Genomic DNA, 22,758 nt, shown 5'->3' with positions numbered 1-22,758 from the left:
GGTGGGGATGGCGGGGGTGTCCGCGGCATGGATGCCGCGGCCAAGCCCCCAGGGATGGGTTCACGGCGTCCCCCGTCATCCCCACCCGTCCGGCCAACCCCACGAGTCCGCCCGGGGCTCCTCGCGACCAACCCCACCCCGCCACGAGGGGCCGCGTCGTTGGCTGGAAATCCATGTAACCGCTTACACGGAAACGGATTTTTGCCGTAGCGGGTATCATGACCGGCTGACTTCACACAGGAGCCACCCGCTCATGCGCCGCAAGATCGTCGCCGGAAACTGGAAGCTGCATGGCAGCCGTCAATTCGCCAATGAACTGCTGGGGCAGGTGGCTGCGGGACTGCCGCTGGACGGGGTCGATGTCGTCATCCTGCCGCCGCTGCCGTACCTGGGCGAGCTGGTCGAGGAGTTCGGCGCGACCGGCATGACCTTCGGTGCCCAGGACGTGAGCAGCAACGAGAAGGGGGCCTACACCGGCGAAGTGTGCGCGGCCATGCTGCACGAGGTCGGTGCCCGTTATGGGCTGGTTGGACATTCCGAGCGTCGCCAGTACCACCACGAGAGCAGCGAACTGGTTGCCCGCAAGTTCGCCGCTGCCCTGCATGCCGGCCTGGTGCCGGTGCTGTGCGTGGGGGAGACCCTGGAGCAGCGCGAGGCCGGACAGACCGAAGCGGTCATCGCCAGCCAGCTGGCGCCGGTGCTGGATCTCGTCGGTGCCGACGGCTTCGCCAGCGCCGTGGTCGCCTACGAGCCGGTCTGGGCGATCGGCACCGGCCGCACCGCAAGCAAGGAGCAGGCGCAGCAGGTGCACGCGTTCATCCGTGGCGAAGTCGCGCGCATCGATGCTAGAATTGCTGATTCACTGCCCATTCTTTACGGCGGCAGCGTGAAGCCCGACAATGCCGGTGAACTGTTCGCGCAGCCGGATGTCGATGGTGGGCTGGTCGGCGGCGCCTCCCTGGTGGCCGCGGACTTCTTGGCCATCGCGAAGGCGGCGGCCGCGAACTAAATCCTAGAAGTATTGTCCGAGGGCGGATTTCCAATGCTGATGTTGATCCTCAATGTCGTCTACGTGCTGGTTGCCGTAGCCATGATCGCGCTGATCCTGATGCAGCGTGGCTCGGGCGCAGCGGCTGGTTCGGGCTTTGGTGCCGGTGCCTCGGGAACGGTGTTCGGTGCGCGTGGCGCCTCGAACTTCCTGTCCAAGTCGACCAAGTGGCTGGCCGTGGTGTTCTTCGGCATCAGCCTCTTCATGGCCTGGTATGCCGGCCACGGCAGTCGTCCTGCCGCCGAGCAGGACCTGGGCCTGATGTCCGCCCCGGCGGCCAGCGCTCCGGCCGCCCCTGCAGGCGAACTGCCGGCCGTTCCGAAGGCCGATGAGGTCCCGGCAGCCCCGGTTCCGGCGGCGACTGTGCCGGCTCAGGCGGAATCTTCGGTTTCTGGTGAAGAAAAGCCGTCGGAAGGCTCCCAGAAAGACTGAAGCCGGTTACAATACGCGGCGCATCGGGAAGATAGTCTGATGTGATCGTTTGCCCAGGTGGCGGAATTGGTAGACGCACTACCTTGAGGTGGTAGCGACGCAAGTCGTAGGGGTTCGAGTCCCCTCTTGGGCACCATTTGTAAGTAAAGCGGGTTCACCTGGCGCGCAATGCGCCAGGGCGATTCCCGTCCACTCCCCCATGCCAAAGCGCCTGCAGGCGCAGCGGCAGAGGCAAGAGAGAATCGCTGTGCTGGCCGAATATTTGCCGTCTCTGCTGTTTCTGATCGTTGCCACCGGTATCGGCGTCGTGCTGATGCTGGTCGGCCGACTCCTCGGTCCCCGCCGCCCTGATCTGGAAAAGCTCTCGCCGTACGAGTGCGGCTTCGAAGCGTTCGAAGACGCGCGCATGAAGTTCGATGTGCGCTATTACCTGATCGCGATCCAGTTCATCGTCTTCGACCTGGAAATCATCTTCATCGTGCCGTGGACCCAGGTCTTCATGGAGCTGGGTGCCCGTTCGCTGGTCACCATGGGCCTGTTCGTCGGCATGCTGTTCCTCGGTTTCATTTACGTCTGGAAGAAGGGAGCGCTGGAATGGGAGTGATTCAGACGCTCGATGGCCTGATGAACAATCCGACCCCGGAAGGGCGGGTTGATGACATCCTGCGGCCGGAAGGCGACAATCCCCTGCTGGAAAAAGGCTTCGTCACCACCAGCGTCGACGCCCTGCTGAACTGGGCGCGTACCGGCTCGATGTGGCCGATGACCTTCGGCCTGGCCTGCTGTGCCGTGGAGATGATGCACGCCGGCGCCGCGCGCCTGGACCTGGACCGTTACGGCGTGGTGTTCCGCCCGTCGCCGCGCCAGTCCGACGTGATGATCGTCGCCGGTACGCTGGTCAACAAGATGGCCCCGGCACTGCGCAAGGTCTACGACCAGATGCCCGACCCCAAGTGGGTGATCTCCATGGGCAGCTGTGCCAATGGCGGTGGTTATTACCACTATTCCTATTCTGTCGTGCGCGGCTGTGATCGCGTGGTGCCGGTGGACGTCTACGTCCCGGGCTGCCCGCCGACCGCCGAGGCGCTGGTGTACGGGATCCTGCAGCTGCAGAAGAAGATCTGGCGTACACAGACCATCGCCCGCTGACCCCTTCACCTGACAAGAGCGCGCCAAGCCCCCATGGCAGAGCAAGCATCCTTCATCGACCGACTCTCCGCACGTTTCGCTGGTGCGAAGGTCATCGTGGTCGAACCCCGCGGCGAAGTGACGCTGGAAGTGCCTGCCGCCGAGTGGCACGCCACCGCCCTGGCGCTGCGTGACGAGTTTGGTTTCGAGCAGGCCGTGGACCTCTGCGGCGTCGACTACCTGGGCTATGGCTCCGACGAATGGGACACCGCCGACGTGTCCTCGCACGGCTTCAGCCGCGGCGTCGAGGGCAAGGCGCAGGGCCGCTTCGCGTGGGGCGAGTTCCCCAGCGAGGAAAGTGCCGAAGGCGCCCGCCCGCAGCACATGCCGACCCGGCGCTTTGCCGTGGTGGCGCAGCTGCGCTCGTACCAGCACAACCTGATGATGCACCTGCGCTGCTTCGCACCTGACGAAGCGCTGCCGGTGGTGTCCTCGCTGACCGGCATCTGGCCGGGCCTGAACTGGTTCGAGCGCGAAGCGTTCGATCTGTATGGCGTGATCTTCGAAGGCCACCCGGACCTGCGCCGGATCCTGACCGACTACGGTTTCGTCGGCCATCCGTTCCGCAAGGACTTCCCGCTGATCGGCAATGTCGAAGTGCGCTACGACGAAGAAAAGAAGCGCGTGATCTACGAACCGGTCACCTCGGTTGAGCCGCGTGTCGGCGTGCCGCGCGTGATCCGCGACGACGCCCGTCTGCAGACCGCAGCCGGCGAGCGCGCGCAGGAGGCAGTGAAGTGAGCCACGTACACCAGGCCGGCGAAGCGTTCGCCAGCAATGCCGCCGAAAGCCGGCAGGAAATCCGCAACTACACCATGAACTTCGGCCCGCAGCATCCGGCCGCGCATGGCGTGCTGCGCCTGATCCTGGAGATGGACGGCGAGACCATCATGCGCGCCGACCCGCACGTCGGCCTGCTGCATCGTGGTACCGAGAAGCTGGCCGAGTCCAAGCCGTTCAACCAGTCGATCGGTTACATGGATCGCCTGGATTACGTGTCGATGATGTGCAACGAGCACGCCTACGTGCGCGCGATCGAGACCCTGATGGGCATCGAAGCGCCGGAGCGTGCGCAGTACATCCGTACCATGTACGACGAGATCACCCGCATCCTCAACCACCTGATGTGGCTGGGTTCCAACGCGCTCGACCTGGGCGCGATGGCGGTGATGCTGTATGCCTTCCGCGAGCGCGAAGAGCTGATGGACTGCTACGAAGCGGTTTCCGGCGCGCGCATGCACGCGGCGTACTACCGTCCGGGCGGTGTCTACCGCGACCTGCCGGACCACATGCCGAAGTACAAGGAATCCCGTTGGCACAAGGGCAAGGCGCTGAAGCAGCTCAATGCTTCGCGCGAGGGCTCGCTGCTGGATTTCCTGGAGAACTTCACCAATGAGTTCCCGGGTCGCGTCGACGAATACGAAACCCTGCTGACCGACAACCGCATCTGGAAGCAGCGCACCGTCGGCATCGGAGTGGTCACTCCGGAACTGGCGCACCAGTGGGGCATGACCGGCGTCATGCTGCGCGGTTCGGGCGTCGCCTGGGACCTGCGCAAGAAGCGTCCGTATGCCAAGTACGATGCCGTTGATTTCGACATTCCGCTGGGCAAGGAAGGCGACTGCTACGACCGTTATCTGGTCCGCGTCGCCGAGATGCGCGAGTCCAACCGCATCATCAAGCAGTGCGTGGCATGGCTGAAGGCCAACCCCGGCCCGGTCATGGTCAAGAACTTCAAGGTCGCTCCGCCCAGCCGCGAGGACATGAAGGACGACATGGAAGCGCTGATCCACCACTTCAAGCTGTTCAGCGAAGGCTACTGCGTGCCGGCCGGCGAGACCTACTCGGCGGTGGAGGCCCCGAAGGGCGAGTTCGGCTGCTACCTGGTTTCCGACGGCGCCAACAAGCCCTTCCGCGTGCACCTGCGTGCGCCGGGCTTCGCCCACCTGTCCTCGATCGACTCGATCGTGCGCGGCCACATGCTGGCCGACGTGGTGGCGATGATCGGTACCTACGATCTGGTGTTCGGCGAGGTTGACCGGTAATGCCGTCTGCCACGCCAACGCCTGCTGCAGGCAGCCGGCGCAAGCCGGCGCCGCAGTTCCTGGAATTTCACGTTATGCATTTCGCTGAGGTCGGCCGATGAAGGCGACAGGTAATTTCGAGGCGGCGCGCGACGTCGACCCGATGGTGGTGCTGAGCGACAAGACCCGCGCTCACATCGATCACTGGCTGTCCAAGTTCCCGCCGGACCGCAAGCGCTCTGCCGTGCTGCAGGGCCTGCATGCGGCCCAGGAGCAGAACGAGGGCTGGCTGACCGACGAGCTGATCGCCGGCGTGGCCAAGTACCTGGACCTGCCGCCGGTGTGGGCCTACGAGGTCGCCAGCTTCTACTCGATGTTCGAGACCGAGAAGGTGGGCCGCAACAACGTGGCCATCTGCACCAACATCAGCTGCTGGCTCAATGGCGCCGAGGACATCGTGCGCCACTGCGAGAAGAAGCTGGGCATCAAGCACGGCGAATCGACCCCGGACGGCCGCGTCTACCTCAAGCGCGAGGAAGAGTGCCTGGCCGGCTGCGGCGGTGCGCCGATGATGGTCATCAACGGTCACTACCATGAGCGTCTGACCCTGGAAAAGGTCGACGAGCTGCTGGACGGGCTGGAGTAAGGGCATGGCACATCACCACGAATCCAAGGGCCCGGTCGGTCCCGCGCCGCTGCCGCACCAGGTGGTCTACACCACCCTGCATTACGACACTCCGTGGTCGTACGAAAGCTACCTCAAGACCGGTGGCTACGCTGCCCTGCGCAAGATCCTCGAAGAGAAGATCCCGCCGGAGCAGGTCATCGAGATGGTCAAGGCCTCCGGCCTGCGCGGCCGCGGTGGCGCAGGCTTCCCGACCGGCCTGAAGTGGTCCTTCATGCCCAAGGGCAACATGCAGAAGTACATCCTCTGCAATTCGGATGAATCCGAGCCGGGCACCTGCAAGGATCGCGACATCCTGCGTTACAACCCGCATTCGGTGGTGGAAGGCATGGCGATCGCCTGCTACGCCACCGGTTCGACCGTGGGCTACAACTACCTGCGCGGCGAGTTCCACCACGAGCCCTTCGAGCACTTCGAGCAGGCCCTGGCCGACGCCTACGCGAACGGCTGGCTGGGCAAGAACGTGCTGGGCTCAGGCGTGGACATCGACATCTACGGTGCTCTCGGTGCCGGTGCCTACATCTGCGGCGAAGAAACCGCGCTGATGGAATCGCTGGAAGGCAAGAAGGGACAGCCGCGCTACAAGCCGCCGTTCCCGGCCAACTTCGGCCTGTACGGCAAGCCGTCGACGATCAACAACACCGAGACCTACGGCTCGGTGCCGGCGATCATCCGCAACGGTCCGGAGTGGTTCAAGGGCCTGAGCCGGACCGCCAATGGCGGCCCGAAGTGCTTCTCGGTTTCCGGCTGCGTGCAGAACGGCGGCAATTTTGAAGTGCCGCTCGGCACCACCTTCGACGAGCTGCTGGAAATGGCCGGTGGCCTGCGCCCGGGCCGTACCCTGAAGGGTGCGATTCCGGGCGGCGTCTCCATGCCGGTGCTCACCGCGGCGGAGCTGAAGGGCCTGCCGATGGACTACGACACCATCCGTGCGCTGGGCTCCGGCCTGGGTTCCGGGGCGGTCGTGGTGCTGGATGACAGCGTGTGCTGCGTCAAGTTCGCCTGCCGCATCAGCCAGTTCTTCCACAAGGAATCCTGCGGCCAGTGCACGCCGTGCCGCGAAGGCACCGGCTGGATGCACCGCGTGCTCGAGCGCATCGTCGCCGGCAAGGCCACGATGGAAGACCTGCACCAGCTGAAGGCGGTGGCCGGCCAGATCGAAGGCCACACCATCTGTGCGTTCGGCGAAGCGGCGGCATGGCCCATCCAGGGCTTCCTGCGCCAGTTCTGGGACGAATTCGAGTACTACATCGTCAACGGTCATTCGATGGTTGACGGCAAGAAGGTGGAGGCAGCCGCCGCATGAGCGCGCAACCCGTAAACCCGAACGTGCCACCGGACCATGTGACCATCGAGATCGATGGCAAGTCCCTGGTCGTGCCCAAGGGTTCGATGATCATCCAGGCCGCCGACAAGGCCGGCATTCCGATTCCGCGCTTCTGCTACCACGAGAAGCTGCCGATCGCCGCCAACTGCCGCATGTGCCTGGTGGACGTGGAGAAGTCGCCGAAGCCGGCGCCGGCCTGCGCCACGCCGGTGATGGACGGCATGAAGGTCGCCACCCGCAGTGAGAAGGCGCTGAAGTTCCAGCGCTCGGTGATGGAGTTCCTGCTCATCAACCATCCGCTGGACTGCCCGATCTGCGATCAGGGCGGCGAGTGCGAGCTGCAGGACGTGTCGCTGGGCTATGGCCGTTCGGTCAGCCGCTTCAACGAGCGCAAGCGCGTGGTCCCGGACGAGGACATGGGTCCGCTGGTCGCCACCGAGATGACCCGCTGCATCCAGTGCACCCGCTGCGTCCGTTTCACCGCCGAAGTGGCGGGCACCTATGAACTGGGTGGCATGTACCGCGGCGAGAACCTGCAGATCGGTACCTACGACGGCAAGCCCCTGACCACCGAACTGTCCGGCAACGTCGTCGACGTCTGTCCGGTCGGCGCGCTGACCAACAAGGTGTTCCAGTTCCGTGCCCGTCCGTGGGAGCTGACCGCGCGCGAGTCGCTGGGTTACCACGACGCGATGGGGTCGAACCTGTTCCTGCATGTGCGCCGCGGTGAAGTGCTGCGTTCGGTGCCGCGCGACAACGAAGCGGTCAACGAATGCTGGCTGTCCGACCGCGACCGCTACTCGCACCAGGGCCTGTACAGCGAAGACCGTGCGGTCAAGCCGCTGCGCAAGGTCAACGGCGAGTGGAAGGAAGTGAGCTGGGCCGAAGGCCTGGCCGCTGCCGCCGACATCCTGAAGGCGAACCAGGGCGACACCCTGGGCGTGCTGGTGCACCCGTCGACCTCCAACGAGGAGGGCGCTCTGCTGGCGCGCCTGGCGAAGGGCCTGGGCTCGGGCAACATCGATCACCGCATCAACAACCGCGATTTCTCCGACGCCGCCACCGCCGAAGTGTTCGGCCTGCCGCTGGCGGAGATCGAAGGCGCTGACCGCATCGTGGTTCTGGGCAGCAACATCCGCCATGAACTGCCGCTGCTGCATGCCCGCCTGCGCAAGGCGCAGACCCAGAACGGCGCGAAGATCCACGTCGTCAACCCGGTCGACTTCGACTTCGCCTTCAGCATCGCCGGCAAGCAGATCGTCGCACCGTCGCAGTTCGTCGATGCCCTGGCCAATGCCGAGCTGCGTTCGGCGGTGCAGGGTGGCAGCAACACCGTGCTGATCGTCGGTGCCATCGCCGAGAACCACCCGCAGGCCGCCGCGATCCGCGCCGCCGCGCGTGATTTCGCCACCGCCACCGGTGCCCGCCTGTGCCGCATTCCGCAGGGCGCCAACGCCGTCGGCCTGACCCGTGCGGGCGTGCTGCCGGCCGGCAGGGACGTCGCCGCGATGCTGGCGCAGCCGCGCCAGGCCTACGTGGTGTACGGCCTGGAGCCGGGCCTGGACTTCGCCGATGCGCCTGCCGCGCGCAAGGCGCTGGCCGGTGCCCAGGTCGTGGCGTTCAGCCACTTCGCCTGCGCCTCGACCCGCGACGTCGCCGATGTGATCCTGCCGATCGGTGCGCTGCCGGAAATCGACGCCACCCTGACCAACCTCGATGGCCGCGAACAGTCGGCCCGTGCCGGTGGCAAGCTGCCGGGCGAGGCCCGTGAAGGCTGGCGCGTCCTGCGTGCGCTGGGCGGTGAGCTGGCGGTGGCCGGTTTCGACTTCATCGATCTGGCGGGCCTGCGTGCCAGCCTGGCACCGGTATCGGTCACCGTGGCTGCGTCGGCCCAGCCGGCCGTTGCAGGCGAAGGCCTGGAAGTGGCCTCGACGGCGGCGATCTACCGCACCGATGCCGTGGTCCGTCGCGCTCCGGCGCTGCAGTCGCATCCGCTGAACAACGCCCCGCGCATCGTCCTCAACACGGAAGATGCCGCACGCCTGCAGCTGCAGGAAGGGCAGATGGCCAAGGTCGGCACCGACGCCGGTCGCGCCACCCTGCCGGTGGTGGTCGACGCCCGCGTCGCTGCGGGTTCGGTCTGGATTGAATCGGGCCACGGCGCGACCGCGCCGCTGGGTGCCGCTCGCGTAACGGTGGTGGCTGCATGAACGAATTGCTGTTGAACGCGGTCGATCCGCTGCACCAGTGGCTGCTCGGCCTCGGTGACATCGGCGCGCTGATCTGGATCATCCTGAAGATCCTGGTGATCACCGTACCGGTGATCGTCTCGGTGGCCTTCTACGTGGTCTGGGAACGCAAGCTGATCGGCTGGATGCACGTCCGCCATGGCCCGATGTACGTGGGCATGGGCATCTTCCAGGCCTTCGCCGACGTCTTCAAGCTGCTGTTCAAGGAAGTGGTCCAGCCGAGCAACGCCAACAAGGCGATCTACCTGCTGGCACCGCTGATCACCCTGGCCCCGGCGTTCGCGGCCTGGGCGGTGATTCCGTTCGATTCGCAGATCGTGCTGTCCAACGCCAATGCCGGCCTGCTGTACCTGCTGGCGATGACCTCGCTGGGCATCTACGGCATCATCCTGGCCGGCTGGGCGTCCAACTCGAAGTATGCGTTCCTGGGTGCGATGCGTGCCTCGGCGCAGATGATCAGCTACGAAATCGCGATGGGCTTCGCCCTGGTCGGCGTCATGATCGCTTCGGGCAGCCTGAACCTGAGCAACATCGTGATGGCCCAGGCCGGCAGTTCCGGCTTCTTCGACTGGTTCCTGATTCCGCTGTTCCCGCTGTTCGTCGTGTACTGGGTGTCCGGTGTGGCCGAGACCAACCGTGCGCCGTTCGACGTGGTGGAAGGCGAGTCGGAAATCGTCGCTGGCCACATGGTCGAGTACTCCGGCGGCGCGTTCGCGCTGTTCTTCCTGGCCGAGTACGCGAACATGATCCTGATCAGCTTCCTGATCTCGATCTTCTTCCTCGGTGGCTGGCTGAGCCCGATCCAGGGCTGGATCGATCCGGGCACTGTGTCGCCGCTGGTCGACTGGATCTGGAAGGGTGGCGCGCCGTGGCTGTTCGTCAAGGTGTTCTTCTTCGCCAGTGCCTACATCTGGTTCCGTGCCAGCTTCCCGCGCTTCCGCTACGACCAGATCATGCGCCTGGGCTGGAAGGTCTTCATTCCGCTGACCATTTTCTGGATCGCGGTCACCGCCGTCATGGTGTTCTTCGGCGTGATTCAAAAGGGCGTCTAAAGTGATGAACAGGATTACCCATTACTTCAAGAGCCTGCTGCTGCTCGAACTGCTGGCCGGCCTTTGGCTGACGCTGAAGTACAGCGTCAGGCCGAAGTACACGATGATGTACCCGATGGAGAAGTTCCCGCAGTCGCCGCGCTTCCGTGGCCTGCATGCGCTGCGCCGCTATCCCAACGGCGAAGAGCGCTGCATCGCCTGCAAGCTGTGCGAGGCGGTCTGCCCGGCGCTGGCCATCACCATCGATTCGGCCAAGCGCGAGGACGGCACCCGCCGTACCACCCGCTACGACATCGACCTGTTCAAGTGCATCTTCTGCGGCTTCTGTGAGGAAAGCTGCCCGGTGGACTCGATCGTCGAAACCCACATCCTCGAGTACCACTTCGAGAATCGTGGCGAAAACATCGTTACCAAGCCGCAGCTGCTGGCCCTGGGCGACCGTCTCGAGTCCGAGATCGCCGAGCGTCGCGCCGCCGATGCCGCTTACCGCTGAGGTCGAGAGATGGATTGGGTAAATATCGCTTTCTGGGTCTTCGCCATCGTGGCCGGCATCTCCGCCGCGGCGGTGATCAGCGTGCGCAACCCCGTGCACGCCGTTCTGTGCCTGGTGCTGACCTTCTTCTCCGTTGCCTGCGTGTGGCTGCTGGTGGGCGCCGAGTTCCTCGGTGTGGCGCTGGTGCTGGTCTACGTCGGCGCGGTGATGGTGCTGTTCCTGTTCGTGGTGATGATGCTCGACATCGATCCGTCGAACCTGCGTGAGGGCTGGGTGCGTTACCTGCCGGTCGGCCTGATCGTGGCCGTGGCGATGCTGGTGCAGATGCTGATGCTGATCGGCGTCAAGGGCAGGGCGGTCAATCCGTTCCCGGCCGACAATGCGGCCGCTCTGGCCGCTGACACGTCCAACGTCACCTGGCTGGCCCGCAGCCTGTTCACCGAGTACCTGCTGCCGTTCGAGTTCGCCGCCGTCATCCTGACCGTGGCCGTGGTGGCCGCGGTGATGCTCACCCTGCGTCGCCGCGAAGGCCTGAAGACCCAGAACCCGACGCAGCAGACCATGGTCAAGGCGCACGATCGCCTGCGCGTGGTCAAGATGAGTGCCGAGCAGCCGGTGGTGCACAGCAACAGCACGCCTGCGGCGGGCGAAGAGGAGACCAAGGCATGATCACTCTGGGCCATATCCTGGCGCTGGGCGCGGTGCTGTTCTGCATCAGCCTTGCCGGCATCTTCCTCAACCGCAAGAACATCATCGTGCTGCTGATGTCGATCGAGTTGATGCTGCTGTCGGTGAACATCAACTTCGTCGGATTCTCGCGCCAGCTGGGCGACCCGTCCGGCCAGCTGTTCGTGTTCTTCATCCTGACCGTCGCCGCTGCCGAGGCCGCCATCGGCCTGGCGATCCTGGTGACCCTGTTCCGTACCCGCCGCACGATCAATGTCGGCGAAGTCGATTCGCTGAAGGGCTGATCCACAGATGGAAATCACTCTCTCCAAGAGTCTGTTGATCGCAGTGGTGCTTGCACCGCTGTTCGGCAGCATCATCGCCGGCCTGTTCGGTCGCCAGGTCAAGCGCTTCGGCGCGCAGACCATCACCATCCTCGGCGTTGCGGTTGCGTGCGGCCTGTCGATGTACACGCTCTACCAGCTGCTGTGGGGCGGGGCGCAGCCGTTCAACCAGAACGTCTACACCTTCTTTGAAGTCGGCCAGTACTCGGCCCACGTCGGTTTCATGGTCGACAAGCTGACCGCGATGATGATGGTGGTGGTGACCTTCGTGTCGCTGCTGGTCCACATCTACACGATCGGCTACATGCAGGACGATCCGGGCTACCAGCGCTTCTTCAGCTACATCTCGCTGTTCACCTTCTCGATGCTCACCCTGGTGATGAGCAACAACTTCCTGCAGCTGTTCTTCGGCTGGGAAGCGGTGGGCCTGGTGTCGTACCTGCTGATCGGCTTCTGGTTCAAGCGCCCGACCGCGATCTTCGCCAACATGAAGGCGTTCCTGGTCAACCGCGTCGGTGACTTCGGCTTCCTGCTGGGTATCGCCGGCGTGCTGTGGGTGTTCGGCACCCTGGACTACTCCGAGGTGTTCTCGCAGGCCAGCATGCTGGCCGACCCGCGCGCCCAGCTGCAGATCTGGGACGGCACCCTGTTCGGGATGCAGCTGCTGAACGAGCCGGTGATCTGGTCGATCGCCACCCTGATCTGCATCTGCCTGTTCATCGGCGCCATGGGCAAGTCGGCCCAGGTCCCGCTGCACGTGTGGCTGCCGGATTCGATGGAAGGCCCGACGCCGATCTCGGCGCTGATCCACGCCGCGACCATGGTGACCGCCGGTATCTTCATGGTCACCCGCATGTCGCCGCTGTTCGAGCTGTCGCAGACCGCGCTGGACTTCATCCTGTTCATCGGTGCCACCACGGCCTTCTTCACCGGCCTGATCGGTATCGTGCAGAACGACATCAAGCGCGTGGTCGCGTACTCGACGCTGTCGCAGCTGGGCTACATGACCGTGGCGCTGGGTGTTTCGGCCTACTCGGCCGCCGTGTTCCACCTGATGACCCACGCCTTCTTCAAGGCGCTGCTGTTCCTCGGCGCCGGTTCGGTCATCATCGCCATGCACCACGAGCAGGACATGCGCAAGATGGGCGGCCTGCGCAGGTACATGCCGATCACCTTCATCACCATGTGGATCGGTACCCTGGCCCTGGTCGGTACGCCGTTCTTCTCCGGCTTCTACTCGAAGGACACCATCATCGAGGCCGCCGAGATCCATGCCCATATCCAGGGCAGCTGGGTGGCCACCTATGGCTACTGGGCGGTGCTGGGCGGCGTGCTGGTGACCAGCTTCTACAGCTTCCGCCTGCTGTTCATGACCTTCCATGGCAAGGAGCGCTTCCGCGACGCGCATGACGATCATGGCCACGGCCATGACGATCACCATGCCGCCGATGCGCACCCTGCCGACGCCCACCATGACGACCACGGTCATGGCCACGGCGCGCACGAGCCGCACGAGACCCCGTGGGTGGTGACCCTGCCGCTGATCCTGCTGGCCATCCCGTCGATCGCCATCGGCTTCTTCAGCATCGGTCCGATGCTTCACGGCACCGACTGGGCCGGCCACCACGCCCATGAGGCGATCAAGGGCCAGGCGACCACGTTCTTCACCGGCATCGTTGATTTCTACGATCCGGCCAAGAACACCGTGGCCTTCCTCGGCGAGGAATTCCATGGCCCGGTGGCGTTCGCGCTGCACGGCATGATGCTGCCGCCGTTCTGGCTGACCCTGGCGGGCTTCCTGCTGGCCGCGTTGTTCTACCTGTGGAAGCCGGACCTGTCGGGCAAGGCGCGCAAGGCCTTCGCCCCGCTGGTGTCGGTGCTGGAAAACAAGTACGGCTTCGACAAGCTGTGGATCGATGGCTTTGCCGGTGGCAGCGTCAAGCTCGGCAGGGTCTCGCGCTGGATCGACAGCAACATCGTCGACGGCGTGGTCAATCTCTCGGCACGTGTTGTGGACGTCGCAGCCGGCGTGCTGCGTCGTACCCAATCCGGTTTCCTCTATCACTACGCCTTCGCGATGATCATCGGCCTGATTGCCCTGCTGGGCGTGCTGATGCATTACCTGCGTTGATGACCTGTACGGAATAAGAAGACGTGTCGAACTGGCCTCTACTCAGTGTCCTCATCTGGCTGCCGATCATCGGTGGTGCCCTGATCCTTGCGATCCGTGATGCGCAGACCGCCCGCTGGGCGTCGCTGGGCGTGGCGGTGCTGACCTTCGTGGCGAGCCTCTCGCTGCTGGGCGGCTACAACCCGGGCATCGATGGCCTGCAGTTCGTCGAGACCCATGCGTGGATCCCGGCGTACAAGATCGGCTACAACCTGGGCGTGGACGGCATCGCCGTGGCGCTGATCCTGCTGACCACCCTGGTCAGCGTGCTTGCCCTGATCGGTGCCTGGAGCGCGATCGACAAGCGCGTCAACCAGTACGTGGCGGCCTTCCTGATCCTGGAAGGCGTCACCGTCGGCATCTTCGCCGCGACGGACGCGATGCTGTTCTACGTGTTCTTCGAAGCGATGCTGATCCCGATGTTCCTCATCATCGGTGTCTGGGGTGGCCCGCGTCGCATCTACGCCGCACTGAAGTTCTTCCTCTACACCTTCCTCGGCTCCGTGCTGATGCTGGTGGCGCTGATCTACCTGTACATGAAGGGCGGCAGCTTCCAGCTGGCCGATCTGTACGCGCTGCCGCTGACGGCCAAGGAGCAGACCTGGATCTTCTTCGCCTTACTGATCGCCTTCGCGGTCAAGGTGCCGATGTTCCCGGTGCACACCTGGCTGCCGGATGCGCACGTGGAAGCGCCGACCGCCGGTTCGGTGATCCTGGCCGCCATCGCGCTGAAGATCGGTGGTTACGGCTTCCTGCGCTTCAACCTGCCGATCGTGCCGGATGCTTCGCTGGAGTGGGCCTGGCTGGTGATCGCGCTGTCGCTGATCGCGGTGATCTACGTTGGCCTGGTCGCCCTGGTCCAGGACGACATGAAGAAGCTGATCGCGTACTCGTCGATCGCGCACATGGGTTTCGTCACCCTGGGTACCTTCATTGCCCTGTGGCTGGTGCGTGAAGCCGGCAACGTCGATGCGGCCCGCCTGGGCCTGCAGGGCGCGATGGTGCAGATGATCTCGCACGGCTTCGTGTCGGGTGCGATGTTCTCCTGCGTCGGCGTGCTGTACGACCGCATGCACAGCCGCCGCATCGCCGATTACGGCGGCGTGGTCAATGTGATGCCCTGGTTCGCCACCTTCGCCATGCTGTTCTTCATGGCCAATGCGGGCCTGCCGGGCACCAGCGGTTTCGTCGGCGAGTTCATGGTCATCCTGTCCGCCTTCCAGCGTAACCCGTGGATCGCCCTGGGCGCGGCCACCACCCTGATCATCGGTGCGGCCTACACCCTGTGGCTGTACAAGCGCATCTTCTTCGGCGAAGTGGCCAACAGCCATGTCGCCGAACTGAAGGACATCAACGGCCGCGAATGGCTGGTGCTGGGCGTGTTCGCCATCGGCGTGCTTGCCCTGGGCATCTACCCCAAGCCGCTGACCGACCTGATGGAGCCCTCGATCGCGAAGCTGGCGATGCAGATCGCATCCAGCAAGCTGCTGTAATTCCAGGATTTGATGATGACCACCTCGCCGCTGCTGCCATTGACCGCTGCTGACCTGCCTCCGCTCGCCCCCGAGCTGGTGCTGATCGGCAGCGCCTTCGCCCTGATGATCCTCGACCTGTTCGTCAGCGAGCGGAACAAGATCGTCACCCACCTGTTCTCGGTTGCTGCACTGGCCGTCGTGCTGTTCATGCTGGCGACCGGCGTGGGCGGGCAGGGAGAGGTCTTCCATGGCATGTTCGTGCGCGATACCGCCGCGGACGTGATGAAGACCGGGATCGTGCTGCTCAGCGGCCTGACCCTCGTGTACGGCTGGCGCTACCTGCGCGACCGCAACCTGTTCCAGGGTGAGATCCCGGTGCTGATCCTGTTCGGCACGGCCGGCATGATGATCCTGGTCTCGGCCGGCAGCCTGCTGATGGTCTACCTGGGCCTGGAACTGCTGGCGCTGTGCTCGTATGCGCTGGTGGCCAGCAACCGCGACAGCGGCCTGGCCTCGGAAGCGGCGATGAAGTACATCGTGCTCGGTTCGCTTGCCTCCGGCCTGCTGCTGTATGGCATGTCGCTGATCTACGGCGCCACCGGCAGCCTGCACCTGGACGTGATCCGCGATGCCATCCCGCATTCCGAAGAGCGCGTGCTGCTGATCACCGGCGCGGTGTTCATGATCGCGGGCGTGGCCTTCAAGCTGGGTGCGGCACCGTTCCACATGTGGCTGCCGGACGTCTACCAGGGTGCGCCGGCGCCGATCGCGCTGTTCATCAGCTCGGCACCGAAGCTGGCTGCGTTCGGCATGGCCTACCGCCTGCTGGAAATGGGCGTGGGCCCGCTGTCGACCGAGCTGCAGCTGCTGATCGCCGGCCTGGCCGCCGTATCGCTGGTGATCGGCAACCTGATGGCGATCGCGCAGAGCAATCTCAAGCGCATGCTGGCGTTCTCAACCGTCTCGCACATCGGCTTCCTGCTGATGGGCATCGCCGGTGGTGGCTCGCAGGGCTACGCTGCCGCGCTGTTCTATGCGCTGGCCTACGCCATCATGTCCACCGCTGCCTTCGGTGCGATCATCGCGCTGTCGCGTGCCGGCTTCGAGGCCGAGAACATCGAGGACTTCAAGGGCCTGAACGCCCGCAACCCGTGGATGGCCGGCCTGGTGCTGTGCATCATGGCGTCGCTGGCGGGCATTCCGCCGTTCCTCGGCTTCTGGACCAAGCTGGCGGTGCTGGGTGCGGCCGTCAACGGCGGCCTGCTGTGGCTGGCGATCCTCGGCGTGCTGTGCGCAGTGGTCGGCTGCTTCTACTACCTGCGGGTCATCAAGGTCATGTACTTCGATGAGCCGGTGGGCGAGGCCATTCCGCGCAGCAACGATCGCGTGCTGGGCCTGGTGCTGGGCGTGAACGCGCTGGCGCTGCTGGCCCTGGGCCTGGCCTGGAACCCGATCATGGTCTGGTGCCAGCAGGCTTTTGCGCATCTTGCATAAAAGTTGACACAAAGCTGCGCGATTCGTGTAATATGCGCAGCCTGAGTTGTCACTGCAGCGGTTCAGCCAGAACATCGTTGCAGTGGCCCCCTCGCCAGGGTGGGGCAGCAGTTCAAACACTTCCGGTGCGGGGTGGAGCAGTCTGGCAGCTCGTCGGGCTCATAACCCGAAGGTCGCAGGTTCAAATCCTGCCCCCGCTACCAACATCGGGCCGGCGCCATCCGGCTTGATGAATGAGGGAAAGCTTGCATTTATTGCAGTTATGCCTCATGATTCCGCTTCTGATGCGGGGTGGAGCAGTCTGGCAGCTCGTCGGGCTCATAACCCGAAGGTCGCAGGTTCAAATCCTGCCCCCGCTACCAAGTAAAGAGATCGCCTTCGAAGTTCTGCTTCGAAGGCGTTTTTCTTTGAGGTATGCGTGCTTTCCGCGTGTTCGGGGTCAGACCCCTTTCCCCGCGGAAAAGGGATCTGACCCCGGGTCCCTGCCTTGCACCAGCGCGGTGCAGCCGCTATCATCAGCGGCCTAAGCAGTACCCCTGAAGGCGGCGCTCCCCTGTGGAGACCTCACCCGGAAGGAGGGCTCGCAACATGCCTCCGCGGCGTGCTGCAACCGGAATCCAGTCACCGGAGTCTTTCCGGAAAAGGGGCCCTGCGGGCCCTTTGTCGTTTCCGGGGCGTCATGTTCACGCCGGCCATGGCCGGCACCCAACCAAGAGATCAAGGCAGGCTGTGAGCGACAAGGCAACCGACATCGCGAATCTGCTCGCCCCGACCGTTGTGTCGCTGGGCCTGGAGCTGCTGGGCGTTGAGTATCTGCCGGCCCCCGGCGGTGCGACCCTGCGCCTTTACATCGACGTGCCGCTGGCTGAACAGCCCGAGCGCATCATCAATGTCGACGACTGCGAGCGGGTCAGCCGCGAAGTGTCGGCGCAGCTGGACGTCGAAGACCCGATCAGCGGCAACTACACGCTGGAAGTGTCTTCGCCGGGCGTCGATCGTCCGCTGTTCAACCTGGAGCAGTTCACTCGCCACCTGGGGGAGTCGGCCAAGGTCACCCTGAAGCTGCCGCAGGACAACCGACGTCGCCTGCAGGGCCGTATCGAAGCGACCGACGAGGCGGCGGGCACCATCACCTTCATCGTCGACAAGGCCGAAGTGGTCGTGTCGGCGGACAACATCGACAAGGCACGGATCCTGCCCGACTGGGTGGCGCTGGGGCTGGCCCCGAGCAAGCCGACCGGTCCGGCACCGAAGCGTCCGAAGCCGAACAAGAATTCTTCTTCCAACGAGCCGGCGGCAAAGAAGCCGCGCGCGGAGTGAGCCAATGAGCAAGGAACTGTTGCTGGTAGTCGACGCGGTCGCCAACGAGAAGGGCGTGCCGCGTGAAGTGATCTTCGATGCCATCGAGGCCGCCCTGGCCTCGGCAGCGAAGAAGCGCTATCCCGACGAGGAAGTGCTGACCCGCGTGGTCATCGACCACAAGGATGGCAGCTACGAAACCTTCCGTCGCTGGGAAGTGGTGGCCGATGACGTGGTCATGGAGTCGCCCGACCGCCAGATCCGCCTGATGGACGCCATCGATGAAGCCGAGGGCGTGGACGTCGGCGATTACATCGAAGAGCAGATCGAGAACCCGGACTTCGGCCGCATCGCCGCCCAGGCCGCCAAGCAGGTGATCGTGCAGCGCGTTCGCGAAGCCGAGCGCCAGCAGGTCGTGGACGCATGGAAGGACCGCGTCGGCGAGCTGATCACCGGTGTGGTCAAGCGTGCCGAGCGTGGCAACATCTACGTCGACCTCGGCGGCAACGCCGAAGGCTTCATCCCGAAGGACAAGGGCATTCCGCGCGACGTGCTGCGCGCCGGTGACCGCGTCCGCGGCTATCTGGCCGAAGTGCGCTCGGAGCCGCGTGGCCCGCAGCTGTTCATCAGCCGCGCCGCGCCGGAGTTCATGATCGAGCTGTTCAAGCTGGAAGTGCCGGAAGTCGGTCAGGGCCTGGTGGAAATCAAGGCCTGTGCCCGCGATCCGGGCGACCGCGCCAAGATCGCCGTGCTGGCCCACGACCAGCGCACCGATCCGATCGGTGCCTGCATCGGCATGCGCGGTTCGCGCGTGCAGGCGGTGTCCAACGAGCTCAATGGCGAGCGCGTGGATATCGTGCTGTGGAACGACAACCCGGCCAACTTCGTCATCAATGCGATGGCGCCGGCCGAGGTGCAGTCGATCATCGTCGATGAGGACAAGCACTCGATGGATCTGGCCGTTGCCGAGGACCGCCTGGCCCAGGCGATCGGCAAGGGTGGCCAGAACGTGCGCCTGGCCAGCCGCCTGACCGGCTGGCAGCTCAACGTGATGACCCAGGACCAGGTCACCGCCAAGTCGGAGGCCGAGCAGGCTTCGGCCCGCCAGCTGTTCATGGACAAGCTGGAAGTGGACGAGGAGATCGCCGGCATCCTGGTCAGCGAAGGCTTCGGCACCGTCGAGGAAATCGCTTATGTCCCGGTCGGCGAACTGCTGGCCGTGGAAGGTTTCGACGAGGATATCGTCGAAGAGCTGCGCGCTCGTGCCCGCGATGCGCTGCTCAATGAGGCCCTGGCAGTCGAGGAAGGCCTTGAAGACGGCCAGCCGGCGCAGGACCTGCTGTCCCTGAAGGGCATGGACGAAGCCACCGCGTATGCGCTGGCCGGCCACGGCGTGCGCACCAGCGAGGATCTGTCCGACCTGGCCGCCGACGAGGTCGTGGACTTCGGCATCGAAGGGCTGGACCAGGAGCGCGCCGCCGCGCTGATCCTGGCCGCGCGTGCCGAGGAGATCGCCCGACTGGAACGCGGCGAATGAGCCGGCAATGAACAGGGCCCTGAGCCGCTCAGGGCGTAGAATCCGCGCCACCTCCAGATGCGGGGGGGCGCCCACAAGATCATAGGATCCGAATGTCGCAGCAAACCACCATCCGCAAGCTTGCCGAACTGGTCAACACACCGGTCGAAAAACTGCTTGAACAGCTGGCCGGTGCCGGCATGAAGTTCAGCGGTCCCGACCAGGTCGTGACCAGCACCGAGAAGGTGAAGCTCCTGGGCTTCCTTCGTCGTTCGCACGGCAAGCCCGAGCAGGCGCCGGAAGAGACCGATCAGTCTGCAAAGAAGATCACCCTCAACCGCCGTAAACAGCAGGAAGTGACGGTCAATTCCGGTCGCAGCAAGACGACCGTGAATGTCGAGGTGCGCCAGAAGCGTACCTACGTCAAGGCCGATGGTGGTCGTGCGATGACTCCGGACGAAGAGCGCGCCGACATCCTGCGCAAGCTGGAAGAGTCGCGCGCCCGCAACCTCGCCGAACAGCAGGCATTGGCCGAGAAGGACCGTCTGCGCGACGAGGCCATCGTCCGTGCACGCGAGGAGGAGATTGCCGCCAAGGAGCGTGCCGAAGCCGAGAAGAAGGCTGCAGAGGAAGCAGCGGTTGCCGCCAAGGCCGCCGAGGCGCTGGCCGCCAGCCAGCCGAAGACGCGCGCTCCGATCGACGAAACCGCACCGCGTCCGCCGCGTACCCCGGCCGCAGCCCCGGCTGCCCCGCGTGGCGCGCCGCCACGCAGCGACGACCGCAACAACCGCAGCGCGCCGCGCAACGAGCGTGGCCCGGGCGATCGTTTCTCCGGCCAGATGCACCTGTCGGCCGCCGACCGTGCACGTCGTGGCAACAGCAACAGCACGACCCGTGGTCGTCCGGGCGGCCGGAACCAGGCCGGCGGCCGTCGCGACATGTCGCGCGGTGGCAGCAACGCCGGTCCGCATGCCTTCGAACGTCCGACCGCACCGGTCGTGCGTGAAGTGGCGATCGGCGACACGATCACCGTGGCCGACCTGGCGCAGAAGCTCGCGCTGAAGGGCGGCGAGGTGGTCAAGGCGCTGTTCAAGATGGGCGTGATGGCCACCATCACCCAGTCCATCGACCACGACACGGCGGCGCTGGTGACCGAGGAACTCGGCCACAAGGCGATCCGTGCCAACGACAACGACGCCGAGGACGCACTGCTGGCATCGACCGGTGAAAACCAGGGCGAAGCCGTGCAGCGCCCGCCGGTGGTCACCATCATGGGCCACGTCGACCACGGCAAGACCTCGCTGCTGGATTACATCCGCCGCACCAAGGTCGCCACCGGCGAAGCCGGCGGCATCACCCAGCACATCGGTGCGTACCACGTGGATACGCCGAAGGGCGTGATCAGCTTCCTGGATACCCCGGGCCACGCAGCCTTCACTTCGATGCGTGCCCGCGGTGCCAAACTGACCGATATCGTGGTGCTGGTGGTCGCTGCCGATGACGGCGTGATGCCGCAGACCAAGGAAGCGATCCAGCATGCCCGTTCCGCCGGCGTGCCGCTGATCGTGGCAATCAACAAGATCGACAAGTCCGACGCCGATCCGATGCGGGTCAAGAATGAACTGCTGACCGAGCAGGTCGTGGCCGAAGACTTCGGTGGCGACACCCAGATGGTGGAGATCTCGGCCAAGACCGGCCTGGGCATCGACGACCTGCTGGACGCCATCTCGATCCAGGCCGAACTGCTGGAGCTGAAGGCTGTCGATGAAGGCCGCGCGTCCGGCGTGGTGATTGAATCGTCGCTGGACAAGGGCCGCGGCCCGGTCGCCACCGTGCTCGTGCAGCAGGGCCGCCTGAAGAAGGGCGATTACCTGGTGTGCGGCATCCAGTACGGCCGCGTGCGAGCGCTGTTCGACGAAACCGGCAAGCAGCCGGAGTTCGCCGGCCCGTCCATCCCGGTGCAGGTCCTGGGCCTGTCCGGCGTGCCGGAGGCCGGTGACGACTTCGTGGTGGTCGAGGACGAGCGTCTGGCCAAGGACGTTGCCCAGCAGCGTGAGACCAAGCGCCGCGAGTCGCGCCTGGTCGCCACGGCGGGCAGCCGGATGGAAGACATCATGGCGACCCTGGGCAAGGGTGAGGGCCAGCAGGTCCTCAACCTGGTCATCAAGGCCGACGTGCAGGGTTCGGTGCAGGCGCTGAGCCAGGCCCTGGTCGCGCTGTCCAACGACGACATCCGCATCAACGTGATCCACTCCGGCGTGGGCGGCATCACCGAGTCGGACGCCAATTCGGCTGCCGCCTCCAAGGCCACCGTCATCGGCTTCAACGTGCGTGCGGATGCTTCGGCCCGTCGCATCATCGAATCCAACGGCGTGGACCTGCGTTACTTCTCGATCATCTATGACGTGATCGATCAGGTGAAGCAGGTGGCCTCCGGTCTGCTGGGCGTGGAGATCCGCGAAGAGATCATCGGTATCGCCGAGGTCCGCGATGTCTTCCGCAGCTCCAAGCTGGGCGCCGTCGCCGGCTGCATGGTCATCGAAGGCGTGGTCAAGCGCAGCAAGCCGATCCGCGTCCTGCGCGACAGCGTGGTGGTGTTCGAAGGCGAGCTGGAATCGCTGCGTCGCTTCAAGGAAAACGTCGAGGAAGTCCGCAACGGTACCGAATGCGGCATCGGCGTGAAGGCCTACAACGACGTCAAGCCGGGCGACCAGATCGAGTGCTTCGAGCGCATCGAAGTGCCGCGTACCCTGTAATGCTGCAACGGACCGGCCCTCGCGGGCCGGTCCACCCCTGGTGGCGCCCGACCCCGGTCGGGCCGTCTCTCCCGGTAGGGCCCGACCTTGGTCGGGTCACATTCAATTCAAGAGCCCGACCGCGTGCCCAAGACTTTCCATCGAACCGACCGTGTCTCCGCCCAGCTGCGCCGTGAACTCGGCACCCTGGTGCACAACGCCGTGCGCGAGCACGGGTTGCCCTCGGTGAGCGTGTCCGACGTGGAAATCACCCGCGACATGGCCCATGCCAAGGTCTTCGTCACCGCGCTGATGCCGGAACGTTCGGCCGAAGCGGTGGCCGGCCTGAAGGAACTGGGCTATCGCCTGCGCATGGACCTGGCCCGGGCGATGAAGCTGCGCCACGTGCCGGAGCTGCATTTCCATTACGACGACTCGGTTGATCGGGGCGAGCACATCGACAACATCCTGCGCGATCTGCCCGACACCGTGGCTGCCGAGAAGCGCCGCGAGAGCGACGAAGAATAACCGCGCGACGCCGGGCATGCCCGGCGTTGCTGC

Annotated in this window: 20 protein-coding genes and 3 tRNA genes; all 23 read left to right on the top strand. The window is 65.0% G+C overall.

Going from position 1 to position 22,758, the window contains the following annotated elements; translation table 11 throughout:
• Nucleotides 1–253: 253 nt before the first annotated feature.
• On the top strand, nt 254–1,009 hold the full coding sequence (gene tpiA, locus ACVOKU_RS08140) for a triose-phosphate isomerase (RefSeq protein WP_065175542.1): 756 nt from the start codon (nt 254–256) through the stop codon (nt 1,007–1,009).
• Between the two features lie 33 nt (nt 1,010–1,042).
• A complete protein-coding gene (gene secG, locus ACVOKU_RS08135) occupies nt 1,043–1,480 on the top strand; it encodes a preprotein translocase subunit SecG (RefSeq protein WP_065175541.1) in 438 nt (145 codons plus the stop codon).
• A 51-nt stretch (nt 1,481–1,531) separates the two neighbouring features.
• Nucleotides 1,532–1,616 (top strand) — tRNA-Leu (locus ACVOKU_RS08130).
• 111 nt (nt 1,617–1,727) lie between these two features.
• Nucleotides 1,728–2,084 carry an NADH-quinone oxidoreductase subunit A gene (locus ACVOKU_RS08125; RefSeq protein ID WP_053519909.1) on the top strand — a complete coding sequence of 119 codons (357 nt, stop codon included), beginning with the start codon at nt 1,728–1,730 and terminating at the stop codon, nt 2,082–2,084.
• A complete protein-coding gene (locus tag ACVOKU_RS08120; protein ID WP_005410463.1) occupies nt 2,075–2,629 on the top strand; it encodes a NuoB/complex I 20 kDa subunit family protein in 555 nt (184 codons plus the stop codon). Before ACVOKU_RS08125 ends, ACVOKU_RS08120 begins: the two co-directional genes overlap by 10 nt.
• Nucleotides 2,630–2,662: 33 nt before the next feature.
• The gene (locus ACVOKU_RS08115; RefSeq protein ID WP_481559585.1) at nt 2,663–3,409 is read left to right on the top strand and encodes an NADH-quinone oxidoreductase subunit C; all 747 of its coding nucleotides are present in this window, start codon (nt 2,663–2,665) and stop codon (nt 3,407–3,409) included.
• On the top strand, nt 3,406–4,713 hold the full coding sequence (locus ACVOKU_RS08110; RefSeq protein WP_193396108.1) for an NADH-quinone oxidoreductase subunit D: 1,308 nt from the start codon (nt 3,406–3,408) through the stop codon (nt 4,711–4,713). Before ACVOKU_RS08115 ends, ACVOKU_RS08110 begins: the two co-directional genes overlap by 4 nt.
• Before the next feature lie 97 nt (nt 4,714–4,810).
• Entirely contained in the window at nt 4,811–5,338 is a 528-nt protein-coding gene (gene nuoE / locus ACVOKU_RS08105) for an NADH-quinone oxidoreductase subunit NuoE (RefSeq protein ID WP_006381132.1), read from the top strand.
• A 4-nt stretch (nt 5,339–5,342) separates the two neighbouring features.
• Nucleotides 5,343–6,683: an NADH-quinone oxidoreductase subunit NuoF gene (nuoF, locus tag ACVOKU_RS08100; RefSeq protein WP_065175540.1), complete on the top strand. Its 1,341-nt coding sequence runs from the start codon at nt 5,343–5,345 to the stop codon at nt 6,681–6,683.
• Nucleotides 6,680–8,914, top strand: a complete 2,235-nt coding sequence (gene nuoG, locus ACVOKU_RS08095; protein ID WP_053519913.1) for an NADH-quinone oxidoreductase subunit NuoG — start codon at nt 6,680–6,682, stop codon at nt 8,912–8,914. Before nuoF ends, nuoG begins: the two co-directional genes overlap by 4 nt.
• Nucleotides 8,911–10,005, top strand: a complete 1,095-nt coding sequence (nuoH, locus tag ACVOKU_RS08090) for an NADH-quinone oxidoreductase subunit NuoH (protein ID WP_481559584.1) — start codon at nt 8,911–8,913, stop codon at nt 10,003–10,005. The genes nuoG and nuoH overlap by 4 nt, the downstream gene beginning before the upstream one ends.
• 4 nt (nt 10,006–10,009) lie before the next feature.
• Nucleotides 10,010–10,498 carry an NADH-quinone oxidoreductase subunit NuoI gene (gene nuoI / locus ACVOKU_RS08085; RefSeq protein WP_053519915.1) on the top strand — a complete coding sequence of 163 codons (489 nt, stop codon included), beginning with the start codon at nt 10,010–10,012 and terminating at the stop codon, nt 10,496–10,498.
• 9 nt (nt 10,499–10,507) lie between these two features.
• Nucleotides 10,508–11,167 (top strand): NADH-quinone oxidoreductase subunit J, encoded by a 660-nt coding sequence (locus ACVOKU_RS08080; RefSeq protein WP_074899414.1) that lies wholly within the window; start codon nt 10,508–10,510, stop codon nt 11,165–11,167.
• The gene (gene nuoK / locus ACVOKU_RS08075; protein ID WP_053519917.1) at nt 11,164–11,469 is read left to right on the top strand and encodes an NADH-quinone oxidoreductase subunit NuoK; all 306 of its coding nucleotides are present in this window, start codon (nt 11,164–11,166) and stop codon (nt 11,467–11,469) included. Before ACVOKU_RS08080 ends, nuoK begins: the two co-directional genes overlap by 4 nt.
• Nucleotides 11,470–11,476: 7 nt before the next feature.
• Entirely contained in the window at nt 11,477–13,639 is a 2,163-nt protein-coding gene (nuoL, locus tag ACVOKU_RS08070; RefSeq protein ID WP_481559583.1) for an NADH-quinone oxidoreductase subunit L, read from the top strand.
• A 23-nt stretch (nt 13,640–13,662) separates the two neighbouring features.
• Nucleotides 13,663–15,171, top strand: coding sequence for an NADH-quinone oxidoreductase subunit M (locus tag ACVOKU_RS08065; protein ID WP_481559582.1), 1,509 nt, complete (start codon nt 13,663–13,665; stop codon nt 15,169–15,171).
• A 15-nt stretch (nt 15,172–15,186) separates the two neighbouring features.
• Complete coding sequence (gene nuoN / locus ACVOKU_RS08060) at nt 15,187–16,647, top strand: NADH-quinone oxidoreductase subunit NuoN (RefSeq protein WP_053519920.1); 1,461 nt, start codon at nt 15,187–15,189, stop codon at nt 16,645–16,647.
• Nucleotides 16,648–16,773: 126 nt separating this feature from the next.
• Nucleotides 16,774–16,850: transfer RNA gene (locus ACVOKU_RS08055), tRNA-Met, on the top strand.
• An 82-nt stretch (nt 16,851–16,932) separates the two neighbouring features.
• A tRNA-Met gene (locus ACVOKU_RS08050) sits at nt 16,933–17,009 on the top strand.
• A gap of 367 nt (nt 17,010–17,376) precedes the next feature.
• Complete coding sequence (gene rimP, locus ACVOKU_RS08045) at nt 17,377–17,967, top strand: ribosome maturation factor RimP (protein ID WP_053518672.1); 591 nt, start codon at nt 17,377–17,379, stop codon at nt 17,965–17,967.
• Between the two features lie 4 nt (nt 17,968–17,971).
• Nucleotides 17,972–19,483, top strand: a complete 1,512-nt coding sequence (nusA, locus tag ACVOKU_RS08040; RefSeq protein WP_053518673.1) for a transcription termination factor NusA — start codon at nt 17,972–17,974, stop codon at nt 19,481–19,483.
• Nucleotides 19,484–19,575: 92 nt separating this feature from the next.
• A complete protein-coding gene (infB, locus tag ACVOKU_RS08035; protein ID WP_481559581.1) occupies nt 19,576–22,218 on the top strand; it encodes a translation initiation factor IF-2 in 2,643 nt (880 codons plus the stop codon).
• 123 nt (nt 22,219–22,341) lie between these two features.
• Nucleotides 22,342–22,725 carry a 30S ribosome-binding factor RbfA gene (gene rbfA, locus ACVOKU_RS08030; RefSeq protein ID WP_053518676.1) on the top strand — a complete coding sequence of 128 codons (384 nt, stop codon included), beginning with the start codon at nt 22,342–22,344 and terminating at the stop codon, nt 22,723–22,725.
• Nucleotides 22,726–22,758: the final 33 nt, after the last annotated feature.

The organism is Stenotrophomonas sp. STEN147, from assembly GCF_056757995.1.
Note: the sequence above shows the minus strand (reverse complement) of the source record. Positions and strands in the feature narration are given on the sequence as shown.

What these genes read in the sequence shown, in the direction of transcription:
- ACVOKU_RS08115 (WP_481559585.1), top strand. Translation starts at nt 2,663, where the DNA reads ATGGCAGAGCAAGCATCCTTCATCGACCGACTCTCCGCACGTTTCGCT.
- nuoH (WP_481559584.1), top strand. Translation starts at nt 8,911, where the DNA reads ATGAACGAATTGCTGTTGAACGCGGTCGATCCGCTGCACCAGTGGCTG.
- nusA (WP_053518673.1), top strand. Translation starts at nt 17,972, where the DNA reads ATGAGCAAGGAACTGTTGCTGGTAGTCGACGCGGTCGCCAACGAGAAG.
- nuoL (WP_481559583.1), top strand. Translation starts at nt 11,477, where the DNA reads ATGGAAATCACTCTCTCCAAGAGTCTGTTGATCGCAGTGGTGCTTGCA.
- nuoG (WP_053519913.1), top strand. Translation starts at nt 6,680, where the DNA reads ATGAGCGCGCAACCCGTAAACCCGAACGTGCCACCGGACCATGTGACC.
- infB (WP_481559581.1), top strand. Translation starts at nt 19,576, where the DNA reads ATGTCGCAGCAAACCACCATCCGCAAGCTTGCCGAACTGGTCAACACA.
- nuoN (WP_053519920.1), top strand. Translation starts at nt 15,187, where the DNA reads ATGACCACCTCGCCGCTGCTGCCATTGACCGCTGCTGACCTGCCTCCG.
- secG (WP_065175541.1), top strand. Translation starts at nt 1,043, where the DNA reads ATGCTGATGTTGATCCTCAATGTCGTCTACGTGCTGGTTGCCGTAGCC.
- nuoK (WP_053519917.1), top strand. Translation starts at nt 11,164, where the DNA reads ATGATCACTCTGGGCCATATCCTGGCGCTGGGCGCGGTGCTGTTCTGC.
- nuoF (WP_065175540.1), top strand. Translation starts at nt 5,343, where the DNA reads ATGGCACATCACCACGAATCCAAGGGCCCGGTCGGTCCCGCGCCGCTG.
- nuoI (WP_053519915.1), top strand. Translation starts at nt 10,010, where the DNA reads ATGAACAGGATTACCCATTACTTCAAGAGCCTGCTGCTGCTCGAACTG.
- ACVOKU_RS08080 (WP_074899414.1), top strand. Translation starts at nt 10,508, where the DNA reads ATGGATTGGGTAAATATCGCTTTCTGGGTCTTCGCCATCGTGGCCGGC.
- tpiA (WP_065175542.1), top strand. Translation starts at nt 254, where the DNA reads ATGCGCCGCAAGATCGTCGCCGGAAACTGGAAGCTGCATGGCAGCCGT.
- ACVOKU_RS08120 (WP_005410463.1), top strand. Translation starts at nt 2,075, where the DNA reads ATGGGAGTGATTCAGACGCTCGATGGCCTGATGAACAATCCGACCCCG.
- nuoE (WP_006381132.1), top strand. Translation starts at nt 4,811, where the DNA reads ATGAAGGCGACAGGTAATTTCGAGGCGGCGCGCGACGTCGACCCGATG.